The following is a 26,872-nucleotide window of genomic DNA, read 5'->3' on the forward strand; positions in this document are numbered from 1 at the left end:
ATGGCAAAGTTAGATTTGACTCAGTATGGCATTACAGGTTCTACCGTAATTGCACACAATCCATCGTATGAGGAGCTTTTCAAGGAAGAGACCAAGGCTGGACTCGAGGGTTTCGACAAGGGCGTAAACACCGAGCTCAACGCTGTTAACGTAATGACTGGTATCTACACCGGCCGTTCACCTAAGGATAAGTACATCGTTAAGGATGCACAGAGCCAGGACAAGGTATGGTGGACAACTGAGGAGTACAAGAACGACAACCACCCCATGAGCGAGGAGGTTTGGGCCAAGGTTAAGGAGATCGCTATCAAGGAGCTCTGCAACAAGGAGCTTTATGTAGTCGACGCTTTCTGCGGTGCTAACGAGGCTACACGTCTGGCTGTTCGTTTCATCGTTGAGGTTGCTTGGCAGGCTCACTTCGTAAAGAACATGTTTATCCAGCCAACTGCTGAGGAGCTGGAGAAGTTCGAGCCTAACTTCGTCATCTATAACGCTTCTAAGGCAAAGGTTGAGAACTACAAGGAGCTGGGTCTGAACTCAGAGACTTGTGTTGCCTTCAACACAACAAGCCGCGAGCAGTGCATCATCAACACGTGGTATGGTGGTGAGATGAAGAAGGGTATGTTCTCTATGCAGAACTACTATCTGCCTCTGCAGGGTATCGCTTCAATGCACTGCTCTGCTAACACCGACATGGAGGGTAAGAACACCGCAATCTTCTTCGGTCTGTCTGGTACAGGTAAGACCACTCTGTCAACCGATCCAAAGCGTCTGCTGATTGGTGACGACGAGCACGGATGGGACGACGAGGGTGTATTCAACCTCGAGGGCGGTTGCTATGCTAAGGTTATCAACCTGAGCAAGGAGAACGAGCCTGACATCTACGGCGCTATCAAGCGTAACGCTCTTCTGGAGAACGTAACTGTAGCTGCTGACGGCAAGATTGACTTCGCTGATAAGAGCGTAACCGAGAATACTCGTGTATCATATCCTATCGACCACATCGAGAAGATTGCTCAGAAGGTAAACGGCAAGAGCGCTGGTCCTGATGCTAAGAACGTAATCTTCCTGAGTGCTGACGCATTCGGTGTACTGCCTCCAGTATCTATCCTGACTCCAGAGCAGACCAAGTACTACTTCCTGTCTGGTTTCACAGCTAAGCTGGCTGGTACAGAGCGTGGTATCACAGAGCCAACTCCAACATTCTCTGCTTGCTTCGGCCAGGCATTCCTGGAGCTGCACCCAACAAAGTATGCTGAGGAGCTGGTTAAGAAGATGGAGAAGAGCGGTGCTAAGGCATACCTCGTTAACACTGGTTGGAACGGTACCGGTAAGCGTATCTCTATCCCCGATACACGTGGTATCATCGACGCTATCCTGGACGGAAGCATCCTGAAGGCTCCTACAAAGAAGGTTCCTTTCTTCGACTTCGAGGTTCCAACAGAGCTGCCTAACGTAAATCCTGCTATCCTTGATCCTCGCGACACTTACGCTACTGCTGCTGAGTGGGAGGAGAAGGCTAAGGATCTGGCTGCACGCTTCATCAAGAACTTCAAGAAGTACGAGGGCAACGAGGCTGGTAAGGCTCTGGTAGCTGCTGGTCCTAAGCTCTAATAGAGAATTTGACTTACATCAAATAAAGGGTGGTTTCTTCTGAAATCACCCTTATTTCATTGCACGCTTCGACAAAAACCATTACCTTTGCATATGTAATCGTGAGATTATTTCTTTATTCATTAGGTTAGTAGTTAGATTTTTAAGGTAAAGATTATGTTATTAGATTTTCAAACAACGGTCATGTTGGCGGCGGTTGTTATTGCCTCCGTGCTAAGCATTATAACATTAATGCACACCAGCGTTCGATAAAAAAGCGAGGGTGAAGCCAATTTCCGTTGAAAAAGAGTGTGGGGTGAGGGATCATACCACACTCTTTTTTAATGAAAAAATGAAAAAATAAAAGACAGAAAAACAAAACTAACTTAAAATCGGTCAAATTATGGCATATTTTCTTTAATTATAAGGTGAAAATGACTTATTTTTGAGGAATTGTTGGTAAATTTGCAGCCAAAATGCAACAAAATTGATATTAGATTCAATGAAACGATATATCCAAATGCTCTGTTTCCTAACGTTGGGGATGCTTATATGCACTTCATGTCTCAATTCTGACGACGACAACGACAAGGAATATTATAGTGATACAGCCGTCAGCGCCTTCTCTCTGTCGGTAGTAAACCGTTATATACATACGACTTCATCGTTAGGTACTGACTCTGTATATAAGAAGACCTTGACAAACCCCGTTGTTTTCACTATCGACCAGTATCAGCACAAGATATACAATACAGACTCGTTGCCATCTGATTGTGATATAAAACATGTTCTAGCCAACATTACTAGCATCAATAGCGGCACGATTGTTATTAACTACCTTGCAAATTCAGGAACAGACTCTCTGATGTACTTCAGCAACACCGATTCTATCGACATGACCAAGGCAAAAGAGATTCGTGTCTATGCTCAGGACGGTAACAACTTCCGCTCTTATCAATTGACAATTAACGTACATCAGGTTGAAAGCAGCAAGATAATTTGGGAGCAGAAATCTCTTACTGATATGCCTATAGACCCAAAAAAGGCAATCTGGGAACAGCGTATAGCCGCTGTAGGCCTCAAGCAGTTTATCGGTGCAGGCAGAGCAGAAGCATACGCCTACAACATCAATGGAAAGCTGATGGTCAGCAAAGACAATGGCACAAGTTGGAAAGAAGAAGAAAGCGACAACAACACCTCGCTGTTGCCATTCACCAATTTCGCCTTTACTTCATGGCCTTTTGCTGCTAATGACTCTACAGACTACCAGTTGTTGGTTGGCGCAAACGACTTTTACGACAAAGCTTGCGTAGTATGGCGTAAGATTAACGAGTTTTCTTTCCGTAGTCAGCCTTCCAAATGGGTATTTCTGCCTGTAGAAAGCAACAATGTATATTATCTGCCCAAAATGGAAAACCTAAACCTTGTATATTTCAATGGCAAGGCTCTCGCCATTGGTAACGACGGTAAAATCTACGTAAGTCGCGACCAGGGTCTCACCTGGAAAACAACATACACATACACCCTCCCCCATGAAATCGGGACCTATAACCTCATTGCCACGACTGATGACAATGGTTATCTCTGGCTTGTTGGTAAAGATACCGGTGAAGTATGGCGAGGCCAAATGATAGAATAGAGTGAGAAAATTTATAGTAGGTATCTTCATGGTGGCACTCTCAATAGCCACACATGCTCAAGAAGAACCTGAATACAGGATGGAACTGGGTGCAGGTCTCGGATTGATTACCTACGTAGGGGATTTTAATAGCAGCCTTGCTAAAGGAATGCAGTCTTACGGAACAATTCTCGCAAAGTATCGCTTAAACCCTCGAATGGCAGTGGCCATAAATATAGGGACAGGAAAGGTTAAAGGCTCGACTGACGATGTCAACACATGGTATCCTACAGAACACTATGAGTTCAATCATCGCATTTCGGAAACAGACTTGCGCTTTGAATACAACTTCTGGGCATATGGGACAGGAGAGGAGTATAGAGGAGCACGCCGGCTAACACCTTTCATCACAGTAGGGCTAGGAGCTACCCTCTATGGAGAAGATCAGAATGGTATAACAGCCAACCTGCCTATCGGCGCAGGTATCAAATACAAACTCGGACAACGGCTGAACTTGACAGCAGAATGGGTAATGCACTTTACACCGAGTGACAAGTTGGACGGCAGAAGCGATGTCTATGGTATCAAGAGCAGCGGATTCTTCAAGAACAGCGACTGCTATAGTACTCTTCAAGTAGCATTGACTTACGACTTCTTTGCAAAATGTAAAACGTGTAATAACGATAGAGATTAAGATATATGAAAGAACTTTTGGACATGAACCGCATTCCTCAGCACATTGCCATCATTATGGACGGCAATGGCCGCTGGGCCACCGAACGGGGTAAGGATCGTAGTTTCGGCCATCAGGCCGGTGTCGATGCCGTACGTCGCATCACCTCTGAATGTACCCGCTTAGGCGTGAAGTTCCTCACCCTATATACCTTCTCCACGGAGAATTGGAATCGCCCAGCCAATGAGGTGGCAGCCCTAATGGGACTGGTGCTTACATCGCTTGAGGATGAGATATTCATGAAAAACAATGTGCGTTTCCGCGTTGTCGGCGACCGTTCACGCATTCCGGAAGCTGTCAATAAAAAACTGGCCGAAACAGAGACACACACCGCAGGTAATACAGCAATGACAATGGTGGTAGCTTTGAGCTACTCTTCAAAGTTAGAGCTAACCGCAGTCACCCGCAAGATTGCACAGGAAGTAAAAGATGGGAAATTGAATATCTGCGATATTACCGAAGACACCATCAACGATCGTCTTTGGACAAACTTCATGCCAGATCCCGAGTTACTCATCCGTACTGGAGGTGAATTACGTATTTCAAATTATCTACTCTGGCAAATTGCCTATTCTGAATTGTATTTCTGCGATACATATTGGCCTGACTTCATGGAGGAAGACCTTCATAAGGCCATATATAGTTATCAAAGTCGCCAGCGCCGCTTTGGGAAAACCGAAGCACAGGTAGAGGCTGAAGAAGAGAAAAAATAAATAAGATAAAAGTATAATCATAAAGTGACATATAATATTATTAATAAGGTACGGGCAATGATAAAAGGCGTCTTAGCTCTTTGCATTTTTACCTTTTTACCTTTAAACATCACTGCTCAGGATAAAATTATAAGCCCTGACATCTCATACGCAGGTACACCACGTACCTGCGAGATTGCCGGTATAGCTGTTGAAGGTGTTGATGGCTACGAAGACTATGTACTTACAGGCCTTTCCGGTCTGACTATCGGACAGGAAATCGAAGTGCCTGGCAGTCAGATTACTGAAGCCGTCAAACGCTATTGGCGCAACGGTCTATTCTCGAAAGTCAGTATCACAGCAGACTCTATCGTTGGCTCTAAGATTTACCTCTGCATACACTTAGGCATGCGTCCTCGTATCAGTGCTATTAACTATAATGGCATCAAGAAGGCTGAGCGCGAAGACATGGAAGCAAAATTAGGTATGGTGAAAGGTATGAGTCTTACTCGTAATATCGTTGACCGTGCCAAGATTCTTGCCAAGAAATATTTCGATGATAAAGGCTATAAGAATGCAGAGATTGAGATTCTCCAGCGCGAGCAAGAAGGAACTAATCAGGTTGTCCTCGATGTTAATATCGACAAGAAAGACAAAATGCGTGTACACCAGATTATATTCGACGGTAATGACAAACTTACCGATGGAAGAATCAAGGGTTCACTCTTCGGCAAAGGTGCTTTCGGTAAAATTCACGAAGCCAACAAGTTCAATAACATCTTCAAATCGAAGAAATTCACCGACGAGCGTTACAAGGAAGCAAAACAGGCATTGATTGAGAAGTATAATGAACTTGGTTTCCGTGATGCTTCCATCATTGAGGATTCCGTCTACGGCTTCGACGACAAACATGTCAACGTATATGTAAAAGTGGACGAGGGAGACAAGTACTATGTTCGCAATATTACATGGGTAGGTAACACCGTTGTTTCCACAGACTACTTGAATGCCGTGCTCGGCATGAAACGAGGCGATGTATACAACCAGAAGCAGATGAATAAACGATTAAAAGAAGACGACGATGCTGCTGGTAACTACTATTACAACAATGGTTACGTATTCTCGAACATCGAGCCAGTAGAAGTGAATATCGATGGTGACTCTATCGATGTCGAGATGCGCGTCATAGAAGGTCCACAGGCTCACTTGAACCATGTACGTATCTATGGTAATGACCGACTTTACGAGGAGGTTGTACGTCGTGAACTCCGCACAAAGCCTGGCGATTTATTCAACAAGGAAGCCCTGCAACGTTCTGCCCGTGATATAGCCTCCATGGGATTCTTCGATCCGGAGAAGGTAGCTCCCGATATCAAGCCCAACTATGAAGATGGTACCGTAGATGTTAACTGGGCACTTGAGCAGAAAAGTAATGACCAGTTGGAGTTTTCGCTTGGTTGGGGACAGACGGGTATTATCGGTAAGGTTGGTATCAAGTTTAACAACTTCTCTATCCGCAACCTCTTCGGCAAGAACAAACTCCATCGTGGCATCCTGCCTTATGGCGATGGAGAGCAGCTTGGATTCAGTTTCCAGACCAATGGTAGCTATTATAGCTCATTGAGTGCTAACTATGGTACTAACTGGTTTGGCGGTAAACGCCCGAACAGTTTGAGCATCGGAGCATTCTATTCCAAGCAAAGCGATATTTCCAGCTACTACCGTAATAACGCATTCTACAACAACTATGCTATGTACAATTACGGATATACTGGTTATAACCCCTACTATATGAACTACGATTCGATGCTCGACGACGATAAGACCATGACAGTATTCGGTGCATCTCTCGGATGGGGCAAGCGCCTACGTTGGCCTGACGATTTCTTCCAGTTCTCTGCACAACTTGGCTACACACGCTATATGTTGCGCGACTGGAGCTATTTCTATATCCACAATGGTAATTGTAACAACATCAACTTAGGCCTCACTTTGTCGCGTACCTCTACCGACAACCAGCTCTTCCCACGTCATGGCTCTGAATTCATGGCGTCGGTGACAGTTACGCCACCTTGGTCGTTGTTCGACAAGAAGGACTATGCCAATCTGGCCAAGAACTCAAGCTCGGCAACTTACGAAGACGAGTTGCAGGATGTTTACCGCTGGATTGAGTATCACAAGTGGAAGTTCAAGAGTCGTACCTTTACTGCTCTTACAGGTGGACAGAAATGCTTTGTGCTGATGACCCGTGTAGAAATGGGACTGCTAGGCAGTTACAACAAGGACAAGCGTTCGCCATTCGAGACCTTCTACGTAGGAGGTGATGGTATGAGCGGATATTCATACGGCTACTCAGAGGAAACCATCGGTCTACGTGGTTATGAAAACGGTTCACTGTCTTACTCTTCGGCCTATGAGGAGATGATGAATGGACGATCCATCTCGTCATACAACTCTTACGCCTACGACCGCTTCACACTTGAACTGCGTTATCCGTTCATGTTGGGCAACACTACCATTTACGGACTAGGCTTCCTCGAAGGCGGTAATGCATGGGCCAATGCCAAAAACTTCAACCCCTTCAAGATGAAACGATCTGCAGGTATCGGTGTGCGCATCTACCTCCCGATGGTTGGTCTGATGGGTATCGACTGGGCTTATGGTTTCGACAAGGTTTATACCAACCAGTCAGGAGCACAATCACGCGGCGGCAGCAACTTCCACTTCATTCTCGGACAGGAATTTTAAAGTGTAACAATAAAAAGAAAGAAGCTTATGAAGAAATTGATAATCTGCTTAATCTGTGCCTTTTGCGGTTGCATGTCATCCTCAGCACAGAAGTTTGCCGTGGTGGATATGGAGTATATCCTCAAAAACATCCCCGCCTACGAACGTGCTAACGAACAGTTAAATCAGGTTTCCAAACAGTGGCAGGCAGAAGTCGATGCCCTGAATACCGAAGCCCAAACTCTCTATAAGAACTATCAGAACGAGGTTGTCTTCCTTTCTAAAGAACAGAAGAAAGCTAAGCAGGATGCTATCGTTGAGAAAGAGAAGCAGGCTGCAGATTTAAAGAAACAGTATTTTGGGCCTGAGGGCGAACTCTTCAAGAAGCGCACAGCTTTGATGTCGCCTATTCAGGATGAGGTCTACAATGCCGTCAAGGACATCGCTGACCAGCGTGGCTATCAGTTGGTACTCGATCGTGCCAGCAATTCTGGCATCATCTTCGGTTCTCCCAAGATTGACATCTCTTCAGACGTTCTTCGAAAACTTGGTTACTAACCTTTACAAGCATATTAATTAAAAACAATAGAAAAAGAAAATGAAGAAATTAATTATTTGCGCTATTTGCGCTATTTGCGGTTTCACAACCGCCAACGCACAGAGTAAGTTCGGTCACGTGAATACTCAGGAAATCATCCAAGCTATGCCTGAGTACTCAAAAGCAGAGTCAGAAATCAAAGCCCTCCAGAGTCAATATGAGGCAGACCTGAAGAGCATGCAGGATGAACTGCAGAAAAAGGGTGAGGCCTTCGACAAGGAGCAAGCCACACTGCCTGATAACATCAAGCAGCGTCGTCAGCAGGAACTTCAGGATATGTATCAGAAGATTCAGCAGAGTTTCCAGGATAACCAGCAAGCTCTCCAGAAGGCTTCTCAAGAAAAGATGCAGGCTATTCAGGCTAAGGTACTTGACGCAATCAAGTCTGTAGGTCAAACAAATGGTTATGTCTACATCATGGAAGATAACTCACTGCCCTACATCAGCTCAACCCTCTCTACTGATGTTACTGCACAGGTAAAGGCTAAGCTTGGATTGAAGTAATATGAAGCGATTCGCAAGCATCTTGATATTCGTGTTTGTTCTCCTGAGTACATTCGCTCAGGAAAACAACACTTTCAGGTTTGGTTTTCTCAGCTATAAGGCAGCTTTGGAGTCGATGCCAGACTATGCCACCATACAGCAGAAGATGAAAGACCTTCAGGCCCAATATCAGGCTGAAGCCAAACGAGTAGAAGACGAGTTCAACCAAAAATACGAAGATTTTCTTGAAGGTCAGCGCGATTTTCCAAAGACCATTCTTCAAAAACGTCAAACCGAATTACAGGAACTGATGGCTAAGAACATCGCTTTCAAGGAGAACGGGCGTCAGGAGTTAGCTCAAGCAGAGCAGAATGCAATGGCTCCATTGCGAATCAAACTCATCGAAACACTTGGGAAAATCGGTCGCGAGCAAGGTTACGCCTTTATCCTCGACACCGACATCAAGGCACTTCCTTTTATCAACCCTGCAATGGGTGAAGATATCAACCAACTGGTACAGAATGCTCTCAAGTAGTCCAGGTCCAATCGGTGTCTTCGACAGCGGCTACGGCGGCCTAACCATTCTTCATGGCATCCGCCAACTGCTTCCCCAATATGATTATCTTTATTTGGGCGACAACGCCCGTGCCCCCTATGGATCACGTTCGTTCGACGTGGTCTACGAATTTACCCGTCAAGCAGTATTAAAACTTTTCGAGATGGGGTGTCATCTCGTTATCTTAGGTTGCAATACTGCTTCAGCCAAAGCCCTCCGCACCATTCAGCAGAACGATCTTCCAAAGTGGGATTCCAAACGTCGTGTACTTGGTATTATTCGACCTACGGCCGAAGTCATTGGTAATCTCACTAAGAGTCGCCATATAGGTGTGCTTGCCACCGAGGGGACCATTAAAAGTGAGAGCTACAATCTTGAGATAAATAAGCTCCATCCTGATATTCAGGTAAGTGGTGTAGCCTGTCCTTTCTGGGTCCCCCTCGTAGAATACAACGAGGCTAATTCCCCTGGCGCTGACTATTTCGTCAAGAAGCGCATTGACCAGATTATGCTGCTCGACCCGCAAATCGATGCCCTCATCCTCGGCTGCACCCACTACCCATTGCTCATGCCGAAAATTCTAAAATATCTCCCTGAAGGCGTACACATTGTTTCTCAAGGCGAATACGTGGCCAAGAGCTTGAAACAATACCTTGAACGTCATCCCCAGATAGAACAGCGCTGCTCAAAAAACGGGAAGACCCACTACCTTACAACTGAGAATCCTGAGAGATTCAAGGAATCAGCCCAGATATTCCTCCACGAATCTATTAAGGTTGACAACATCACCTTAGGGACCTTTTGCTGATGCATTAATTTCGTCTCCCCCAATATTTACATATCGACAGTTGACAAAAGAATTCTTCACGGATCTACTCCACGGTAAAAGCCCTTCGTCTCGGTCACATAATATCCAGCGAACTGCGTTTGTACCGTCCATTAAGGTGTGAAAACGATAATCTCTTTCTGTGCTACCGTCATCTGCACTATTGTAATCATCACACATAATTTTACTAACAAATATTCTTTCAATAGAAATATATAAATTCCGATTTTCTTCTCACTTTTTCATACCTTTGAAACAAAGGTCCCGAAGTTAGGCTGCACCTCTGAAACAAAAGAAAAATGGCATTTTTCTTTGTATTTCGCTTGATTTACACTAACTTTGCACCCGTATTATATAATAAGGTGAAAATGAAGATTCAGATTATCAATGGGCCGAACCTCAACTTACTAGGGCAACGCGAACCTGGCATCTATGGTTCAGAGTCATTCGACAGCTATCTGCCTGAATTACGCAAACAGTTTCCTGATGTACAGATAGACTACTATCAGAGTAATATTGAGGGCGAACTTATCAACAAAATGCAGGAGACTGGCTTCTTCGGTGGCTACGATGGTATCGCGCTGAATGCAGGAGCTTATACCCATACCAGCGTGGCTCTTCATGATTGTATCCGCAGTCTGAAATGTCCCGTTGTTGAGATACACATCTCAAACGTGCACCAGCGCGAAGAGTTCCGTCATAAGTCGATGATATCGAGTGCATGCAAAGGTGTTATCTGCGGATTCGGTCTCGATTCATACCGCTTGGCTATCGAAGCACTGAAAGTTTCTAAATGACACTTGACGAATACATCCTTCAGCACACAGAGCCTGAGCCTGAATACTTATATCGGCTGTGGCGAGCCACAAACATCCACACTATTCATGGGAGGATGGCAAGCGGACATCTGCAAGGACGATTACTGAAGATGCTGGTACAAATGATTCGTCCAAAAAACATTTTGGAAATTGGCACATTCAGCGGATATAGTGCCATATCGATGGCAGAAGGTCTACCAGAGAGTGGAAAACTCTATACTTTCGAGATTAACGATGAGATGGAGGACTTCACCCGTCCGTGGATAGAGGGTTGTGAAGTATCCAGCAAAATTGAGTTCATAATAGGTGACGCTCTGATAGATGCACCAAAACTTGGCATAGAATTTGATTTAGCCTTTATGGATGGTGACAAGCGCACATACCGCGAATGTTATGAAATGGTAATGGATATTTTAAAACCAGGAGGATTTATCTTCGCCGACAACACACTCTGGGATGGACATGTAGTAGACCACACTTATGACAATGACCACCAAACGAAAGGTATTGAGACATTTAACAACTATATTGCCCAAGACAAAAGAGTAGAACAAGTAATACTTCCTCTGCGCGACGGGCTAACACTAATAAGAAAAAAATAGAATTATGCAAGAGACAAGACAGAACAAAATTGCGAGACTACTTCAGAAAGAGCTCTCGCTGATATTCCAGCAGCAGACTCGCGCCACTCACGGTGTGATGATTTCCGTAACACGTACCAAGATATCACCCGACCTCAGTATCTGTACAGCCTATCTGAGTGTGTTCCCCAGCGAGAGGGGGGAGGAAATGCTCAACAATATCAACGCTAATACCAAAAGTATCAGATTTGAATTGGGCAATCGCGTAAGAAATCAGCTGAGAATCATTCCTGAACTAAGATTTTTCATCGACGATAGTTTGGACTATATTGAGCGCATTGACGAACTCCTGAAAAAATAGAATAATACAAGGTGAACTTCCCTTTTTTTATAGCGCGTAGATATCTCTTTTCAAAGAAATCAACACACGCCATCAACGTAATCAGCGGCATCTCTGTTATAGGTGTCGCTGTAGCCACTATGGCACTTGTTGTTACCCTCTCTGTTTTCAACGGCTTTCATGATCTGGTTGCATCGTTCTTCACCGACTTCGACCCACAACTAAAAGTGGTACCTGCAGAAGGGAAAACAGTCGCTGCTGACGATCCGATTCTGGCACAGATAAAACAACTACCACAGATAGATGTCGCCACAGAGAGTGTGGAGGATATGGCATTGGCAATTTATAAGGGACGCCAAGCGATGGTTGTGGTCAAAGGTGTGGAAGACAACTTTGAACAATTGACACATATTAGCGATATTCTATTGGGCGACGGCGAATTCGGACTGCATGCAGCTAACATGGATTATGGCATTCTCGGCATCCGACTAGCAGAAATATTGGGCACAGGCTACACCTACGACGAACCTCTCCACATCTATGCTCCTCGAAGAGAGGGGCAATTCGACATCTCGAACCCCGAAGATGCATTCGAGGAAGACGAACTATACTCACCAGGTGTGCTCTTCAATGTGAAGCAGTCAAAATACGATAAGAACTATATTCTGACCAGCATCGGCTTTGCCCGTCGCATTTTCGGACAACAGGGAATGCTCTCTTCCTTGGAACTGAGATTGAAACCTGGTAGCAATTTTGATGGAGTAAAGACGGAAATTAAAAAGATCTGTGGCGACAAATATGTAGTAAAAGACCGTTTTGAGCAGCAAGACGACACGTTTAAGATCATGAAGATTGAGAAGCTTATTGCCTATATATTCCTGACATTCATCCTAATGGTGGCATGCTTCAATATTATTGGTTCGCTCTCAATGTTGATTATTGATAAGAAAGACGACGTGGTAACGCTCCGCAATCTGGGAGCCTCGGACAAGCAAATTATCCGTATCTTCCTATTCGAAGGGCGTTTAATTTCTGCTATCGGTGCTATTCTCGGCATCAGCCTTGGTCTGTTTCTTTGTTGGGCACAACAACGATTCGGCATCGTAGCTCTCGGCTCGTCAAGTGGATCGTTTATTATCAATGCTTATCCTGTCAGTGTGCATTCCGAAGACATCATTCTGGTTTTCATCACCGTATTACTTGTTGGATTCCTTTCTGTCTGGTATCCAGTGAACTACTTTGCCAAACGCCTGCTCAACGCCTAATGGGTAATGATAAAGACATTGTAAAAAGTTATGTGCGCTACCTGAAACTGCAGCGCAACATGTCGAGCAATACGCTTGACGCATACCAGCGCGATCTCAGAAAACTACTTGGCTATCTGGAGATGGAAAAGAAAAGCGTACTTGAAGTAACACTCAAAGATCTTCAACACTTTGCTGCAGAACTTCACGACATTGGCATTCATTCCCGTTCACAATGTCGTATTCTTAGTGGAATACGATCATTTTTCCATTTTCTACAATTAGATGGCTATCGCGACGATGATCCAACAGAGTTGCTGGAGTCGCCCCAGCTAAGTGAGCACTTGCCCGAAGTACTCACAACAGCGGAGATTGATAAGCTAGAAGCTTGCATTGACCTCTCAAAATGGGAGGGACATAGAAATCGCGCCATCATAGAAGTACTTTTCTCTTGCGGCCTGCGTGTGAGTGAGCTAGTGAACCTGAAATTGTCGAATCTCTATCTCGAAGAAGAATTCGTGAGGGTTCTGGGCAAGGGATCGAAAGAACGGCTGATACCCATCTCGCAGAAAGCCATTCATGAGTTGGAGCTTTGGTTCAACGATCGTAACCACATGACAATCAAGCCAGGAGAAGAGGATTATGTATTCCTGAATCGGTATGGCAAGCACCTCACACGCACGATGATACTCATCATGATCAAGCGATTGGCAGAGGTAGCCAGTATACAAAAGACCATTTCGCCCCACACCCTACGTCACTCATTTGCTACAGCCCTACTCGAAGGCGGTGCTGACCTGCGTGTAATACAGGTTCTATTGGGGCACGAAAGCATCGGAACAACGGAAATCTACACACATTTGGACACCTCGACTCTTCGACGCGAAATATTGGAACACCATCCAAGGAACAAGCAAAAGTAAAGAATTAACGTAGCTTTAACGTGTTTTTTGCATCTAATCCACAAAAAAGGTGTAACTTTGCACCCAGATTGTAAATAATTAAAAAGTTAGAGAGAATGAGTTACCTATTTTCATCAGAATCAGTTTCTGAGGGTCACCCCGACAAAGTGGCGGATCAGATTTCCGACGCGATATTAGACCAGTTCCTGGCATACGATCCGAAGGCACGTTGCGCCATTGAGTCGTTTGTCACCACAGGCCAAGTAGTTATTATGGGCGAGGTACGTAGTGATGTTTATATTGACCTGCAGACTATTGCCCGCAATACCATCAAACGTATAGGTTATACCAAAGCAGAGTATCAGTTTGATGGCGACTCTTGCGGTATCCTAAGTGCCATCCACGAACAGAGTGCCGACATCAATCGCGGTGTCGACAATGGCAATGAAGACGAGCAGGGTGCTGGCGACCAGGGAATGATGTTTGGCTATGCAACAAACGAAACAGAGAGCTATATGCCTGTTTCACTCGACTTGGCCCATCTGATTATGCGCACACTGGCCGACATCCGAAAAGAGGGTAAGGAGATGACATACCTCAGACCCGATGCCAAGAGCCAAGTAACGATACAGTACAGCGACGCTGGTATTCCTGAGCGCATTGACACTATCGTGGTATCTACCCAGCACGATGAGTTTGATGAGGATGAAAAGATGCTTGCGAAAATCAAGGACGACGTCATCAACATTTTGATTCCTCGTGTCAAACAGCAGATTCACTCTCAGAAAGTACTTGACCTGTTTGGTCTTGACATCAAGTATTACGTGAACCCTACTGGTAAGTTCGTAATTGGAGGACCTCACGGAGATACAGGTCTTACAGGTCGTAAAATTATTGTCGACACTTACGGAGGAAAGGGCGCCCATGGTGGTGGTGCTTTCTCTGGCAAGGACTCATCAAAGGTAGATCGTTCTGCAGCCTATGCAGCCCGGCATATTGCCAAGAACATGGTTGCAGCTGGCGTCGCTGACGAAATGCTGGTTCAGGTAAGTTATGCCATCGGTGTAGCCAAGCCTATGAATATTTACGTGAACACCTATGGCCGTAGTAATGTTGAGATGAGTGATGGCGAGATTGCCAAAAAGATTGAGAAGCTGTTCGATCTGCGTCCAAAGGCCATTGAGCGTAATCTAAAATTGCGCCAGCCTATGTATAGCGAGACTGCAGCATACGGACACATGGGGCGTCAGCCTGAAGTGAAGAAGAAGACATTCACCAGTCACTACCACGAAACCAAGGAGATTGATGTAGAACTCTTCACTTGGGAAAAACTTGATCGTATAGAGGATATTCGCAAAGAGTTCGGACTATAATCCATGCTGCCACAGGATAGCATACATACCGCATTACCATCAACCATCGTTGATGATACGGTGGCAAGTCCTTCGACAAGACCGCAGACACCATATCAGGTGCTGCGGTCATTGCCGAAAGATGCCACACCAGCCCAGCAAGACTCAGCCATCCAATCGTGGTTCGAGCCTTCAGAGATTCATTATAGTGAGCAACCAGACACGCTCCACTTACCAGGGCACGATGTAGCTCGGGATTTAAAGGAAGTCAGCCTACCCCAATATTATAGAGAGAATTTTTTTTCATCAGACTCCCTTTATCATCCAGAGTTGAGTGGTGGTCGTATTGGCGTTGCGGGCGACCCAATACCTTATGCACTCCATAACGATAGTATCATCACCGGTATTTTGTTATGCAGCTTCCTGCTAATTATGTTTGGGATGTCACGCATCTCTAGTTTCATGATACATCAGGCAAAGAACTTTTTCTATACTCCAAAAGTAGAGCAGAGTTTCACAGAAACGGGTACGGAAATTAAATTCCAGTTGGTATTCCTGCTGATTACCAGCTTGTTTTATGGACTTCTTTTCTTTTTCTATGCCACCCGTACTATATCTGACACCTTTATCCTATCATCAGAATACGGGCTTTTAGTAATCTATGCCATTGTCATAGTCTGCTATTTCTTGATAAAGGTCATATTGTATACTATAGTCAACAATATCTTCTTTAATCAGAAGAAAAATTTACATTTCCTAGGTACTCAGTTGTTCGTAGTAGCCTTAGAGGGCCTCTTTATGTTCCCCTTGGTATTACTCCTAACATACTTCCAACTTTCCATGCAAAATGCTATCAATTACTGCATTTTCATACTCTCTTTAGCCAAAATTCTAACATTTTACAAGTCTTACATCATCTTTTTTAAGCAAAAAGGGTGGTTTCTGCAGATTATTTTGTACTTTTGTGCCCTCGAAATGATACCTTTAGCCTTGCTTTGGGGCGGGCTCTTGGACATCACGAGTATTTTGAAAGTAAATTATTAGGACACAGATGATTAAGAAGATTTTGGTTTCACAGCCCAAACCTACTAGTGAGAAGTCGCCATATTTTGATATTGCGAACAAGTTCGGAGTAGAACTGATTTTCCGCCCGTTCATTAAGGTGGAGCCAATTAGTTCCAAAGATTTCCGTGCACAGAAAGTAAGCATCCTTGATTACACAGCTGTTGTATTCACTTCACGTCACGCCATCGACCACTTCTTCAATATGGCTAAGGAATTGAGAGTAACAATCCCTGAGGACATGAAGTATTTCTGTGTCACAGAGACTATTGCACTCTATATCCAGAAGTATGTACAGTATCGCAAGCGCAAGGTTTTCTTCGGAGAGACAGGCCGAGTAGAAGACCTTGTACCCACAATGGTTAAGCACAAGACAGAGAAGTATCTCGTTCCCATGAGCGACGTGCATAACGACAAACTCTCTCTGCTGCTCGACTCAAAGAAGTTGCAGCACAAGGAGTGCATTATGTATAAAACCGTCAGCAACGACTTCACGCCCGAGGAGGTTAAGTCGTTCGATTATGACATGCTGATTTTCTTCAGCCCTGCAGGTATCGAGTCACTCTGCAAGAACTTCCCCAATTTCAAACAGGGAGAAATTGCCATTGCAACATTTGGCCCCACCACAGCAAAAGCCGCTAAGGAAGCTGGACTTCGCCTCGATATTGAAGCACCCTCTGAGAAATATCCTTCAATGACAGGTGCTCTTCAGCACTATCTGCTCGAGACACAAGATTAATAATAATGATGGTGGCTCCTACTTTCAAGAAACAGGAGCGCATCGTCAGCAGTTTGCTGATAGAAACGCTCTTCGGCAAAGGTGATAGCCAATCGCTGGCAGCCTTTCCGTTGAGAGCTGTATACCTCCAGACAGAACGACGTCAAGGTTGCGCCCCTGTACAAATACTGATCAGCGTACCTAAGAAACGATTCAAACACGCTGTCGACAGAAACCGCATTAAGCGCCAAGTGCGTGAGGCCTACCGCCACCACAAAGGATTGCTCTGCAACTATGTGCCCGAAAATCAACAACTGCTGATTGCATTTATATGGCTTTCCGACAGACATTGTCCTACCAACGAGGTAGAAAAGCGCGTAGTCAGTATTCTACAACGCATCGCGACAAAATCATGAAATGGCTGTCTCATATCATATCTTGCCTTTTGGTACTACCTATCCGTTTTTACCAATTGTGCATTTCTCCTCTCTTAGGGCCTTCGTGCCGCTTTCAGCCGACATGCAGTGAATATGCCCGAGAAGCCATCATGAAACATGGTCCCATTAAAGGATTGGGATTAGCTATCTGGCGTATATTAAGGTGTAACCCTTGGGGAGGTAGTGGATATGATCCTGTGCCCTAGAAGAGAAAAAGAGTAAAAGTTAAAAATAAGACATATGAAGAATTTTGTAGAAGAACTGAAATGGCGTGGCATGCTGGCACAGATTATGCCAGGAACTGAGGAACTGCTCCAAAAGGAGATGGTTACCGCATACCTGGGTACTGATCCCACAGCCGACTCACTCCATATCGGACATCTTTGTGGCATCATGATGCTTCGCCATCTGCAGCGCTGTGGCCATCGCCCCATTATTCTTGTGGGTGGTGCTACAGGTATGATTGGCGACCCCTCTGGTAAGAGTCAGGAGCGTAATCTGCTTAACGACGAGACCCTGCGCCACAATCAGGAATGCATTAAGAAACAGGTAGCCAAGTTCCTTGATTTCGAGTCGAAGGAACCCAATGCCGCCATTATGGTCAACAATTACGACTGGATGAAGAATTTCACCTTCCTCGATTTTGCCCGTGAGGTTGGTAAACACATCACCGTCAACTATATGATGGCAAAGGAAAGTGTTCAGCAGCGCCTAAATGGTACAGCCCGCGATGGGCTCTCTTTCACGGAGTTCACCTATCAGTTGCTTCAAGGCTACGATTTCCTGTATCTCTATCAACATTATGGTGTGAAGTTGCAGCTTGGTGGCAACGACCAATGGGGTAACATGACCACAGGTACCGAGCTTATCCGTCGAACATTGGGCAATGAGGTTGAGACATTTGCCCTCACCTGTCCTCTCATCACCAAGAGTGATGGTAAAAAATTTGGTAAGACAGAGAGTGGTAACATCTGGCTCGACCCAGCCCGCACCACTCCGTATAAGTTCTACCAGTTCTGGCTCAACGTCAGCGACGACGACGCAGAGCGTTATATCAAGATCTTCACTTCACTTGAGAAGGATGTCATTGATGCTTTGATCGAGGAGCATAAGCAAGATCCCGGCCGTCGTATTCTTCAGAAACGTCTGGCAGAGGAGGTAACTGTTATGGTACACTCTCAGGAAGCACTTAACACAGCTATCGAAGCCTCTAATATCCTTTTTGGTAAATCTACCAAGGAAAGTCTGGAGAAACTCGACGAACAGACCTTCCTCGACGTATTTGATGGCGTTCCTCAGTTTGAAATCTGCAAGGATCAGCTCGGTCAGCCCGCTATCGAACTGCTTACTACCGCAGCTCCCGTGTTCCCTTCTAAGGGCGAGATGCGCAAGATGGTACAAGGTGGCGGTGTTTCTCTGAATAAGGAAAAAATCACCGATCAGAACCAGGCCATCACTGCTGATGACCTAATTGACGGTAAATATCTTCTGGCCCAGAAAGGCAAGAAGAACTACTATCTGCTGATAGTAAAGTAAGAAAGATATGTGAAAATTTGGCTATATGCCAAATTTTCACTACCTTTGCAACCGCAATTGGACGATGGTGTAATGGTAACACTACAGGTTTTGGTTCTGTCATTCCCGGTTCGAATCCGAGTCGTCCAACTCTAGAACAAACAACTAAAGCTTATGGAAACTAACTACGAAATAAGATACGCTGCCCATCCAGAGGATGCCAGGCACTATGACACAGCCCGACTTCGTCGTGATTTTCTGATAGATACCATATTTGCCATAAACGAGGTAAATATGATATATTCGATGTATGACCGTATGATTGTTGGAGGTGCCATGCCTGTGGGAGAAGTTTTGAAACTCGAGGCCATCGACCCTTTAAAAGCCGAGTTCTTCACCACCCGACGCGAAATTGGCATTTATAATGTCGGCGGATCTGGCACAGTGAAGGTTGGTGATAACACTTTCTCACTCAACTTCAAGGAAGCACTATACATTGGCAGCGGCGACAGAGATGTAGTTTTCTGCAGTAATGATCCCGAGAAGCCTGCCAAGTTCTATTTCAACTCTACCACAGCCCATACCGCCTACCCATGCAGGAAAATCACCAAGCAGGATGCTGTTGTGGCCCACATGGGAGATCTTAAGATGTCGAACGAGCGCAATATCAACAAAATGATTGTGAATCAGGTACTGCCTACCTGTCAACTACAGATGGGCATGACCGAATTGGCCCCAGGCAGCGTTTGGAATACCATGCCAGCCCATGTCCACAGTCGCCGCATGGAAGCCTATTTCTATTTTGAGTTGCCCGAGGATCAGGCTGTTTGTCACTTCATGGGGGAGCCACAAGAAACGCGCCACATCTGGCTTCACAACGAACAGGCGGTAATCTCGCCTGAATGGAGCATTCATAGCGCAGCAGCCACTCACAACTACACTTTCATATGGGGAATGGGCGGTGAGAATCTCGACTATGGCGATCAAGACTTTTCGAAGATTACTGATTTAAAATAAACTTCTAAAACAAAACAAATTATGGCAAATTTATTTTCACTCGAAGGTAAGAACGCTTGGATCACTGGCGCATCTTACGGTATTGGTTTCAACATTGCCAAGGCATTTGTTGCTGCTGGTATCAAGAACATTATCTTCAACGACATCAATGAAGCTGCCTTGCAGCGTGGTCTTGACAACTACAAGGAGGCTGGTATTGACAATGTAAAGGGTTATGTGTGCGACGTTACCGACGAGAATGCCGTCAAAGCACTCGTAGAGAAGATTCACGCAGAAGTAGGCCAGATCGACATCCTTGTCAACAACGCAGGCATCATCAAACGTATCCCTATGCACGAAATGAAGCGTGCCGAGTTCCAGCAGGTCATCGACGTCGATCTCGTTGCTCCTTATATCGTTTCTTCAGCCGTTATTCCTGAGATGATGGAGCGTCGTGAGGGTAAGATTATCAATATATGCTCCATGATGTCTGAGCTAGGCCGTGAGACCGTATCAGCCTATGCAGCTGCCAAGGGTGGACTGAAGATGCTGACCCGTAACATCTGTTCTGAGTATGGTGAATACAACATCCAGTGTAATGGCATTGGTCCTGGCTACATCGCAACTCCTCAGACAGCACCTCTGCGCGAGCGTCAGCCAGATGGAAGCCGTCATCCATTCGATTCGTTCATCTGCGCCAAGACTCCTGCAGGCCGCTGGCTTGATCCCAGTGAGTTGGGTGGTCCCGCAGTATTCCTCGCATCTCACGCTTCCGACGCAGTGAACGGCCATGTGCTTTATGTTGATGGTGGTATTCTGGCCTATATCGGCAAGCAGCCTAAGTAATTCTGCAGGTACATATATATAAAATAAAGGGGCTCCAAATTGGAACCCCTTAAATTTTTATTACAATTCAAAGATTACAGAGCAGCGGTGAGCTCAGCACCAGCCTTGAACTTAGCAACCTTCTTAGCAGCAATCTTAATCTTCTGCTTTGTAGCGGGGTTGATACCCTCACGAGCAGGGCGCTTGTTTACGCTGAAAGTACCAAAACCAACGAGCTGTACCTTGTCACCTTTTACGAGAGCGTCCTTAATAGCTGCTACTGTGGCGTCGAGAGCCTTCTTTGAGTCTACCTTTGAGAGACCAGCACCTGCTGCAATCTTCTCTACCAATTCTGTTTTGTTCATAATTAAGATAATTTTAATGAATTATTAATAGTAATAACTAATGTATAGTCGAATTTCAGGGCAAATATAATAGAAAGTATTTAAAGAAACAACAAAAAAACAGAAAAAATTACTTTTTTATTGAAAAATAGTTGTATTCGCCCTTTTTTTGATACAAAAAAGAGATATTTTTCGTAATTTTGCGCCCAAATCGTGCTTTAAGGCACAAAACGCGAAAATACGAAATAGAAAATAGTCAAATAGTAAATGATATGATGTTCCGCATACCCCCTATTACAAAGAATCTGCTTATCATCAACCTGATTGCATTCTTTGCAACATTTGTACTCCAACTGCGAGGAATCGACTTGGCCGATATCGGCGGCCTTCACTTCTTCCTGGCCAATGATTTCCATCTGTATCAGTTGGTCACCTACCTGTTCCTGCATGCCAATTTCATGCATATACTGAGTAATATGTTCGGTCTTTGGATGTTTGGCTGCGTGATAGAGAATGTTTGGGGACCCAAAAAATTCCTTTTTTATTACATTTCGTGCGGAATCGGTGCCGGGCTCTTACAGGAACTTGCACAGTTAGGCTCGTTCTATATGACCATTTCGGCTCAGGATCCCAGCGTCAGCTTTGGCGAGATCTTCGCCATTGGCCACCAGTTGGGGCAGCAATTAAATGCCTGGACCACCATTGGTGCCTCAGGTGCCGTTTATGCAGTCATTTTGGCTTTCGGTATGACGTTCCCCAACGAGCGATTATTCATCATACCCTTCCCTTTCCCCATTAAAGCCAAATGGTTTGTGCTGTTCTATGTAGCCATCGAGTTCTTCTCGGCCCTCGGCTCTTCTGGCGATGGTGTTGCTCATACAGCCCACTTGGGAGGTATGCTTTTCGGTTTCCTCATGATCCGCTACTGGAATCGTCATCCCAGCTCAGGTTTCGACCGCAATCGCGGCCAGCAATTCTTCGAGAATCTGAAGCGTAACTTCGATCAGCGTCGTTACAGTCAGGGACGTTCTCATCAAAGCAACCCTAATATGCACGCTCAGCGAGGAGGTTCAAAAGAGGTCGATCGTGAGTTTAACGCCCGCAAGAAACAGAATCAAGAAGAGATAGACGCCATTCTCGACAAGATTCGCAAAAGCGGCTACGATAGTTTGACCAAGGAAGAGAAGAAAAAACTCTTCGACGCAAGCAACGAGCGATGATTAAACAACTCAAGTCGTTTACCATCAACCTGATGGCCGGTGCTAATGTGGCAACAGTACTGTTGATGGTGTTGGCTGGCTATTCAGACCATCTCGACCCTCGGGAGTATCCCCTCCTCTCGGTGATGGGCATGACCTTCCCCGTATTCCTAATAGCCAATCTTGTGTTTCTCTTCTTCTGGCTCACATTCAAGTGGCGTAAGATATGGATTCCCATTGTGGGCTATGCCGTTGTCTATGTGCCACTTACTACTTATATGCCAATCCACAAGTCACAAGAAATGCCCGATGGCACCATCAAACTGATATCCTACAACGTGTGTCAGTATGGTGGCAACTACAAGTATGAATATGGTTTTGAGACGGTGTACCATTACCTGGAAGAACAGAATGCAGATATTGTATGTATACAGGAAGACGTTGACACCTGGCGACGATTTGTATTCAACTGGTATAAGAAAATCTATGCCTATAACGACACCACCATCTTCCATAAAACTTCCACCAGTATGAATGGCGTGGGCATTCACACAAAATACCCCATACTGAAGAAGGAACGCATCATGTACAAGTCAGTAGGCAACGGTTCTGTAGCCTATTACCTGAAAGTACAGGACGATACCGTCATCGTGATTAACAACCACCTAGAAGGCACTCATCTTTCAAATGAAGACCGAGCCAACTACAAACGCATGATCAGAGGCAAGATGGAAAAAGACACGGTAAAAACCGAAGCCTTCTTCCTACTCAAGAAACTAGGTCGGTATGCCGCCAAACGAGCACCTGAAGCCGACGCCGTACATACCTATATTGAGGCACATCGTGAGTACCCCATCATCGTGTGTGGCGACTTCAACGACAACCCCATCAGCTACTCCCGTCGCACTATTGCACAAGGGCTTACCGACTGTTATAAAGAAACAGGCTGCGGCATCGGTTTGTCATATAATCAGAAAGGTTTCTTTGTGCGCATCGACCATATTCTGTGCTCTGACCATTTTAAGCCCTACAACTGCACAGTTGACAACAAAATGGACGCAAGCGACCATTATCCCATCATTTGCAACCTAAAATTGGCTCCTAAACAATAAAAAATCAGCGAAAATCGCCGATTTATTTTTCATTATGTAAAAAAATGCCTATATTTGCACGCTAAAAATGTACGCGAACAGAATTAATAATAAATAAATAACAACAAAAATCAAAATGCAAAACAAAGGAATTGTAAAATTTATCGCAGTGCTTCTGATTCTCGTGTGCTGCTTCTACCTTTCCTTCTCATTCGTAACGCGCCATTACGAAAGTAAGGCTGCGGCTATGGGCGAGGAGGCAGGTGCGGAGTACCTCGACTCAATCAAGAACGAGAAGGTGTATATGGGCATCTACTCACTGAAGCAGTGCCGTGAGATGGAGATTGGCCTGGGTCTTGACCTGAAAGGCGGTATGAACGTGATCCTCGAGGTTTCAGTACCCGATGTAGTCGACGTGCTCGCCGACCACAAGCAGGACGCTGCCTACAAGAAGGCCATGGAGCTCGCCAAGAAGGAAGAGGAGACTAGCCAGAACGACTTCATCTCTCTCTTCGTAAAGTATTGGAAGCAGGAAGGCAACGGCCGTCCCCTCGCCGCCATCTTTGCTACTCAGCAGATGAAGGGCAAGGTGAGCACACAGTCAAGCGACTCTGAGGTAGAGGCCGCTTTGCGTGCTGAGGTACAGAGCGCCGTTGACAACTCATTCAACGTAGTCCGCAACCGTATCGACAAGTTTGGCGTTGTTCAGCCAAACATCCAGAAACTCGAAGGCCAAAGCGGCCGTATCATGGTCGAGATGCCTGGTATCAAGGAGCCTGAGCGTGTTCGTAAGCTCCTCCAAGGTTCTGCCAACCTCGAGTTCTGGGAGACTTATAACTCACAAGAAGTGACACCGCTGTTGGCTCAGCTCAACCAGCGTTATGCTGCTCAGGGCGGCGAAGTAGTAGACTCTGCTGCCGTTGCTGCCGACACGACAGCTGTCGACACTGCCAAGGCTGTCGCTGCTGGCGACCTCGCTGCCAAGTTGGCAAAGAAGGACAACAAGGCTACCGATTCTAAGGCTGCCGAGCTGGCAAAGAAGCAGAATCCTCTGTTCTCTGTCTTCCAGCCCACACAGGGCAACACCCTCGCTGTTGTTGGTTATGCCAACGCTCGCGATACCGCCGAGATCAACAAGATTATCTATAGCGACATTGCTGCGCGCATTTTCCCCTCAGAACTGAAGCTCCGCTGGGGTGCTAAGGCCGAGGACTTCGGCGGTCAGGACACTAAGGGAGACATTTTCGAACTCTATGCTCTGAAAATCACAGAGCCTTCAGGCCGAGCTCCGTTGGAGGGTGATGTCATCACCAGCGCCAAGGACGACTTCGACCAGATGGGTCACCCTTCTGTATCAATGCAGATGAACTCTGACGGTGCTCGCCGCTGGAGTCAGATTACCAAGCAGAATATCGGTAAGGCCGTGGCCATTGTTCTCGATGACGCAGTTTACTCTGCTCCCCGCATCCTGACTCAGATTGACGGAGGCAACTCTCAGATTACTGGTAACTTCACTATCGAGGACACAAAAGACCTGGCCAACACGCTGAACTCCGGTAAGATGCCGGCTCCTACCCGCATCGTGCAGGAGGAGGTTGTTGGTCCTTCACTGGGTGCTCAGTCAATCCAGCAGGGAATCATCTCGTTCATCGTTGCCTTCGTACTGCTGATGATCTACATGATCTTGCTGTACGGTTTCGTTCCTGGTATCCTTTCAGATATCGCTCTGCTGTTCAACCTGTTCTTCACATTGGGTATCCTCACCTCATTCCAGGCCGCTCTTACCATGCCTGGTATCGCCGGTATCGTACTCACACTGGGTACTGCTGTGGATGCCAACGTGCTGATTTACGAGCGCATCAAGGAGGAGCTGAAGAAAGGTCTGGGTGTTAAGGAGGCTCTCAACAAGGGTTACTCTAACGCCTTCAGCGCGATCTTCGACTCAAACTTCACTTCACTGATCACAGGTATCATTCTGCTCTACTTTGGTACAGGTCCTGTAAAGGGCTTCGCTACCACTTGGATCATCGGTATCGTTTGCTCATTCTTCACAGCCGTTTACCTCACACGTATCGTCTATGACTACATGCTGAAGAAGGACAAGTGGACCAACCTGACTTTCGTAACAGGCTATTCTAAGAATCTGATGCAGAATGCCCACTACAATTTCATGGGCACCTATAAGAAGTCGTTCGTTGTTTATGGCGTGTTCGCCATTCTGTTCTGCATCTCATTTGCCGTTCGCGGTCTGAGCCAGAGCATCGACTTCACCGGTGGTCGCAACTATGTTGTAACCCTCGACAAGGTGACTCCTGTTGAGGAGGTTCGTCAGGCCATGGCCGGTGCCTTCATCAACACCATGGGTGAGAAGGCCAATCAGGAGGCTAACACTTCTGTCATCGCCCTCGGTACCGATGGTAAGACTGTTCGTATCTCTACCAACTGGGATATCGAGTCAAACAATCCTGAGGTCGACGATCAGGCAGAGACCATCCTCTTCAACACTCTGAAGAAGGCAGGCCTCGTAAGTCAGGCAAATGTCGACGCCTTCAAGAACCCCGATGTTCGCGAGGGTGGTTCAATCATCTCTTCTCAGAAGGTAGGTCCTTCAGTAGCTAAAGACATCACCTATGGTGCTATCATCAGCGTGCTGATTGCTCTGGTAGCCATCTTCCTCTACATCCTGCTGCGCTTCCGCAACCTCGCCTTCTCAGTAGGCGCCATCGTTGCGCTGGCCCTCGATGCTTTGGTAGTACTCGGCCTCTACTCAGCCCTGTGGGGAATTCTGCCCATGTCGCTCGAGATCGACCAGGTATTCATCGGTGCCATCCTGACCGTGATCGGTTACTCTATCAACGATAAGGTGGTAGTATTCGACCGTATCCGTGAGAACATCGGCCTCTATGGCAAGCGCGACCGTCAGCAGCTGTTCAACGATTCGCTGAACCAGACGCTGGCTCGTACCATCAACACCTCAGTAACGACCTTGATCGTACTGTTGGCCATCTTCATTCTCGGTGGTGACAGTATCCGTTCGTTCTCGTTTGCAATGATTTTGGGTGTTGTATTCGGTACCCTGTCTTCACTCTTTATCGCTGCTCCCACAGCCTACCTGACTATGGGTCGCACCATTAAGGAAGACACCGCAGAAACAAAGTAAATAATTTCTTTTTCAAGAAGAACATACTACTGCTCGGGGCTGCAGTCCACTAAGGACTGCGGCCTTTTTATATTCACAATAACGTCATCTATCCCCTGTTACAAGCTGCCTGTAACACCATTACAAAACGTTTGTAACGGGCAGTATCATTCATCACAAATCTGCATTCTGCTGAGTTTCTCATGGTACCCCGACCGAGAATCGAACTCGGAACTAAGCTTTAGGAGAGCCTTGTTATATCCATTTAACTATCAGGGCGTGTGGTTTTCGGATGCAAAGATAGCGCAAAATTTTGATACAGCAAAGAGAAAGCAAACATATTTGCTTCCTAGAACATGATATTCTTACCCTTTTTTGTTTCATTTTGTTTCGTGAAACAAAATGAAACAAAAATTCTTTGGTTATATAATCCTTAATTACTAATTTTGCGCCATTAACTATATACCATAAAAGAAGAATACC

Annotated in this window: 26 protein-coding genes and 2 tRNA genes; 26 read left to right on the forward strand and 2 right to left on the reverse strand. The window is 45.7% G+C overall.

The features are described from left to right. The 23 genes from pckA (at position 1) to BMX82_RS04290 (ending at position 20,637) form a co-directional block, all read left to right on the forward strand. Entirely contained in the window at positions 1–1,614 is a 1,614-nt protein-coding gene (gene pckA, locus BMX82_RS04180) for a phosphoenolpyruvate carboxykinase (ATP) (protein WP_036910493.1), read from the forward strand. Between the two features lie 481 nt (positions 1,615–2,095). Beyond that, positions 2,096–3,232, forward strand: a complete 1,137-nt coding sequence (locus BMX82_RS04185; RefSeq protein ID WP_091766406.1) for a DUF6242 domain-containing protein — start codon at positions 2,096–2,098, stop codon at positions 3,230–3,232. A 1-nt stretch (position 3,233) separates the two neighbouring features. Beyond that, the gene (locus BMX82_RS04190; RefSeq protein ID WP_036910495.1) at positions 3,234–3,905 is read left to right on the forward strand and encodes a type IX secretion system protein PorG; all 672 of its coding nucleotides are present in this window, start codon (positions 3,234–3,236) and stop codon (positions 3,903–3,905) included. A gap of 5 nt (positions 3,906–3,910) precedes the next feature. Then, entirely contained in the window at positions 3,911–4,657 is a 747-nt protein-coding gene (locus tag BMX82_RS04195; protein WP_036910497.1) for an isoprenyl transferase, read from the forward strand. Between the two features lie 57 nt (positions 4,658–4,714). Further along, the gene (locus BMX82_RS04200) at positions 4,715–7,384 is read left to right on the forward strand and encodes a BamA/OMP85 family outer membrane protein (protein WP_036910499.1); all 2,670 of its coding nucleotides are present in this window, start codon (positions 4,715–4,717) and stop codon (positions 7,382–7,384) included. 27 nt (positions 7,385–7,411) lie between these two features. Beyond that, on the forward strand, positions 7,412–7,921 hold the full coding sequence (locus tag BMX82_RS04205; protein ID WP_036910501.1) for an OmpH/Skp family outer membrane protein: 510 nt from the start codon (positions 7,412–7,414) through the stop codon (positions 7,919–7,921). A 40-nt stretch (positions 7,922–7,961) separates the two neighbouring features. Continuing rightward, on the forward strand, positions 7,962–8,465 hold the full coding sequence (locus BMX82_RS04210; protein ID WP_036910503.1) for an OmpH/Skp family outer membrane protein: 504 nt from the start codon (positions 7,962–7,964) through the stop codon (positions 8,463–8,465). A gap of 1 nt (position 8,466) precedes the next feature. Beyond that, entirely contained in the window at positions 8,467–8,979 is a 513-nt protein-coding gene (locus BMX82_RS04215; RefSeq protein WP_091766409.1) for an OmpH/Skp family outer membrane protein, read from the forward strand. After that, positions 8,966–9,808: a glutamate racemase gene (gene murI / locus BMX82_RS04220; protein WP_036910507.1), complete on the forward strand. Its 843-nt coding sequence runs from the start codon at positions 8,966–8,968 to the stop codon at positions 9,806–9,808. The genes BMX82_RS04215 and murI overlap by 14 nt, the downstream gene beginning before the upstream one ends. A gap of 386 nt (positions 9,809–10,194) precedes the next feature. After that, positions 10,195–10,623 (forward strand): type II 3-dehydroquinate dehydratase, encoded by a 429-nt coding sequence (aroQ, locus tag BMX82_RS04225; RefSeq protein ID WP_091766412.1) that lies wholly within the window; start codon positions 10,195–10,197, stop codon positions 10,621–10,623. Continuing rightward, positions 10,620–11,246, forward strand: coding sequence for an O-methyltransferase (locus BMX82_RS04230; protein ID WP_091766415.1), 627 nt, complete (start codon positions 10,620–10,622; stop codon positions 11,244–11,246). The genes aroQ and BMX82_RS04230 overlap by 4 nt, the downstream gene beginning before the upstream one ends. Positions 11,247–11,250: 4 nt before the next feature. After that, positions 11,251–11,586, forward strand: coding sequence for a 30S ribosome-binding factor RbfA (rbfA, locus tag BMX82_RS04235; protein ID WP_036910513.1), 336 nt, complete (start codon positions 11,251–11,253; stop codon positions 11,584–11,586). A gap of 11 nt (positions 11,587–11,597) precedes the next feature. Continuing rightward, entirely contained in the window at positions 11,598–12,830 is a 1,233-nt protein-coding gene (locus BMX82_RS04240) for an FtsX-like permease family protein (RefSeq protein WP_091766418.1), read from the forward strand. Further along, positions 12,830–13,732 (forward strand): site-specific tyrosine recombinase XerD, encoded by a 903-nt coding sequence (gene xerD, locus BMX82_RS04245; RefSeq protein ID WP_091766421.1) that lies wholly within the window; start codon positions 12,830–12,832, stop codon positions 13,730–13,732. The genes BMX82_RS04240 and xerD overlap by 1 nt, the downstream gene beginning before the upstream one ends. 95 nt (positions 13,733–13,827) lie before the next feature. Further along, positions 13,828–15,084 (forward strand): methionine adenosyltransferase, encoded by a 1,257-nt coding sequence (metK, locus tag BMX82_RS04250; RefSeq protein ID WP_036910519.1) that lies wholly within the window; start codon positions 13,828–13,830, stop codon positions 15,082–15,084. 3 nt (positions 15,085–15,087) lie between these two features. Then, the gene (locus BMX82_RS04255) at positions 15,088–16,107 is read left to right on the forward strand and encodes a DUF4271 domain-containing protein (RefSeq protein ID WP_091766424.1); all 1,020 of its coding nucleotides are present in this window, start codon (positions 15,088–15,090) and stop codon (positions 16,105–16,107) included. Between the two features lie 7 nt (positions 16,108–16,114). Next, entirely contained in the window at positions 16,115–16,864 is a 750-nt protein-coding gene (locus BMX82_RS04260; protein WP_036910523.1) for a uroporphyrinogen-III synthase, read from the forward strand. 5 nt (positions 16,865–16,869) lie between these two features. Then, positions 16,870–17,259, forward strand: coding sequence for a ribonuclease P protein component (rnpA, locus tag BMX82_RS04265; RefSeq protein WP_051949686.1), 390 nt, complete (start codon positions 16,870–16,872; stop codon positions 17,257–17,259). Next, the gene (yidD, locus tag BMX82_RS04270) at positions 17,256–17,486 is read left to right on the forward strand and encodes a membrane protein insertion efficiency factor YidD (RefSeq protein ID WP_103915191.1); all 231 of its coding nucleotides are present in this window, start codon (positions 17,256–17,258) and stop codon (positions 17,484–17,486) included. Before rnpA ends, yidD begins: the two co-directional genes overlap by 4 nt. A 34-nt stretch (positions 17,487–17,520) precedes the next feature. Then, positions 17,521–18,816 carry a tyrosine--tRNA ligase gene (gene tyrS / locus BMX82_RS04275; RefSeq protein ID WP_036910525.1) on the forward strand — a complete coding sequence of 432 codons (1,296 nt, stop codon included), beginning with the start codon at positions 17,521–17,523 and terminating at the stop codon, positions 18,814–18,816. Between the two features lie 58 nt (positions 18,817–18,874). Continuing rightward, a tRNA-Gln gene (locus tag BMX82_RS04280) sits at positions 18,875–18,945 on the forward strand. A gap of 24 nt (positions 18,946–18,969) precedes the next feature. Continuing rightward, complete coding sequence (gene kduI / locus BMX82_RS04285; RefSeq protein WP_036910527.1) at positions 18,970–19,812, forward strand: 5-dehydro-4-deoxy-D-glucuronate isomerase; 843 nt, start codon at positions 18,970–18,972, stop codon at positions 19,810–19,812. 21 nt (positions 19,813–19,833) lie between these two features. Next, the gene (locus tag BMX82_RS04290; protein ID WP_036910529.1) at positions 19,834–20,637 is read left to right on the forward strand and encodes a gluconate 5-dehydrogenase; all 804 of its coding nucleotides are present in this window, start codon (positions 19,834–19,836) and stop codon (positions 20,635–20,637) included. A 74-nt stretch (positions 20,638–20,711) separates the two neighbouring features. Here the strand turns inward: BMX82_RS04290 and BMX82_RS04295 are convergent, their stop codons facing one another. Continuing rightward, a complete protein-coding gene (locus BMX82_RS04295) occupies positions 20,712–20,981 on the reverse strand; it encodes an HU family DNA-binding protein (protein ID WP_036910531.1) in 270 nt (89 codons plus the stop codon). A gap of 254 nt (positions 20,982–21,235) precedes the next feature. Between BMX82_RS04295 and BMX82_RS04300 the strand changes: the two genes are divergently transcribed. The 3 genes from BMX82_RS04300 (at position 21,236) to secDF (ending at position 26,410) form a co-directional block, all read left to right on the forward strand. Next, the gene (locus tag BMX82_RS04300; protein WP_091767254.1) at positions 21,236–22,180 is read left to right on the forward strand and encodes a rhomboid family intramembrane serine protease; all 945 of its coding nucleotides are present in this window, start codon (positions 21,236–21,238) and stop codon (positions 22,178–22,180) included. Then, positions 22,177–23,271, forward strand: coding sequence for an endonuclease/exonuclease/phosphatase family protein (locus tag BMX82_RS04305; protein WP_036910533.1), 1,095 nt, complete (start codon positions 22,177–22,179; stop codon positions 23,269–23,271). Before BMX82_RS04300 ends, BMX82_RS04305 begins: the two co-directional genes overlap by 4 nt. 115 nt (positions 23,272–23,386) lie before the next feature. Continuing rightward, positions 23,387–26,410, forward strand: coding sequence for a protein translocase subunit SecDF (secDF, locus tag BMX82_RS04310; protein WP_036910535.1), 3,024 nt, complete (start codon positions 23,387–23,389; stop codon positions 26,408–26,410). Positions 26,411–26,593: 183 nt separating this feature from the next. Here secDF and BMX82_RS04315 read toward each other — a convergent pair. Further along, positions 26,594–26,668: transfer RNA gene (locus BMX82_RS04315), tRNA-Arg, on the reverse strand. Positions 26,669–26,872 lie beyond the last annotated feature (204 nt).

Source organism: Prevotella sp. khp7 (assembly GCF_900109055.1).
In the GTDB taxonomy this organism is placed as follows: Bacteria; Bacteroidota; Bacteroidia; order Bacteroidales; family Bacteroidaceae; genus Prevotella.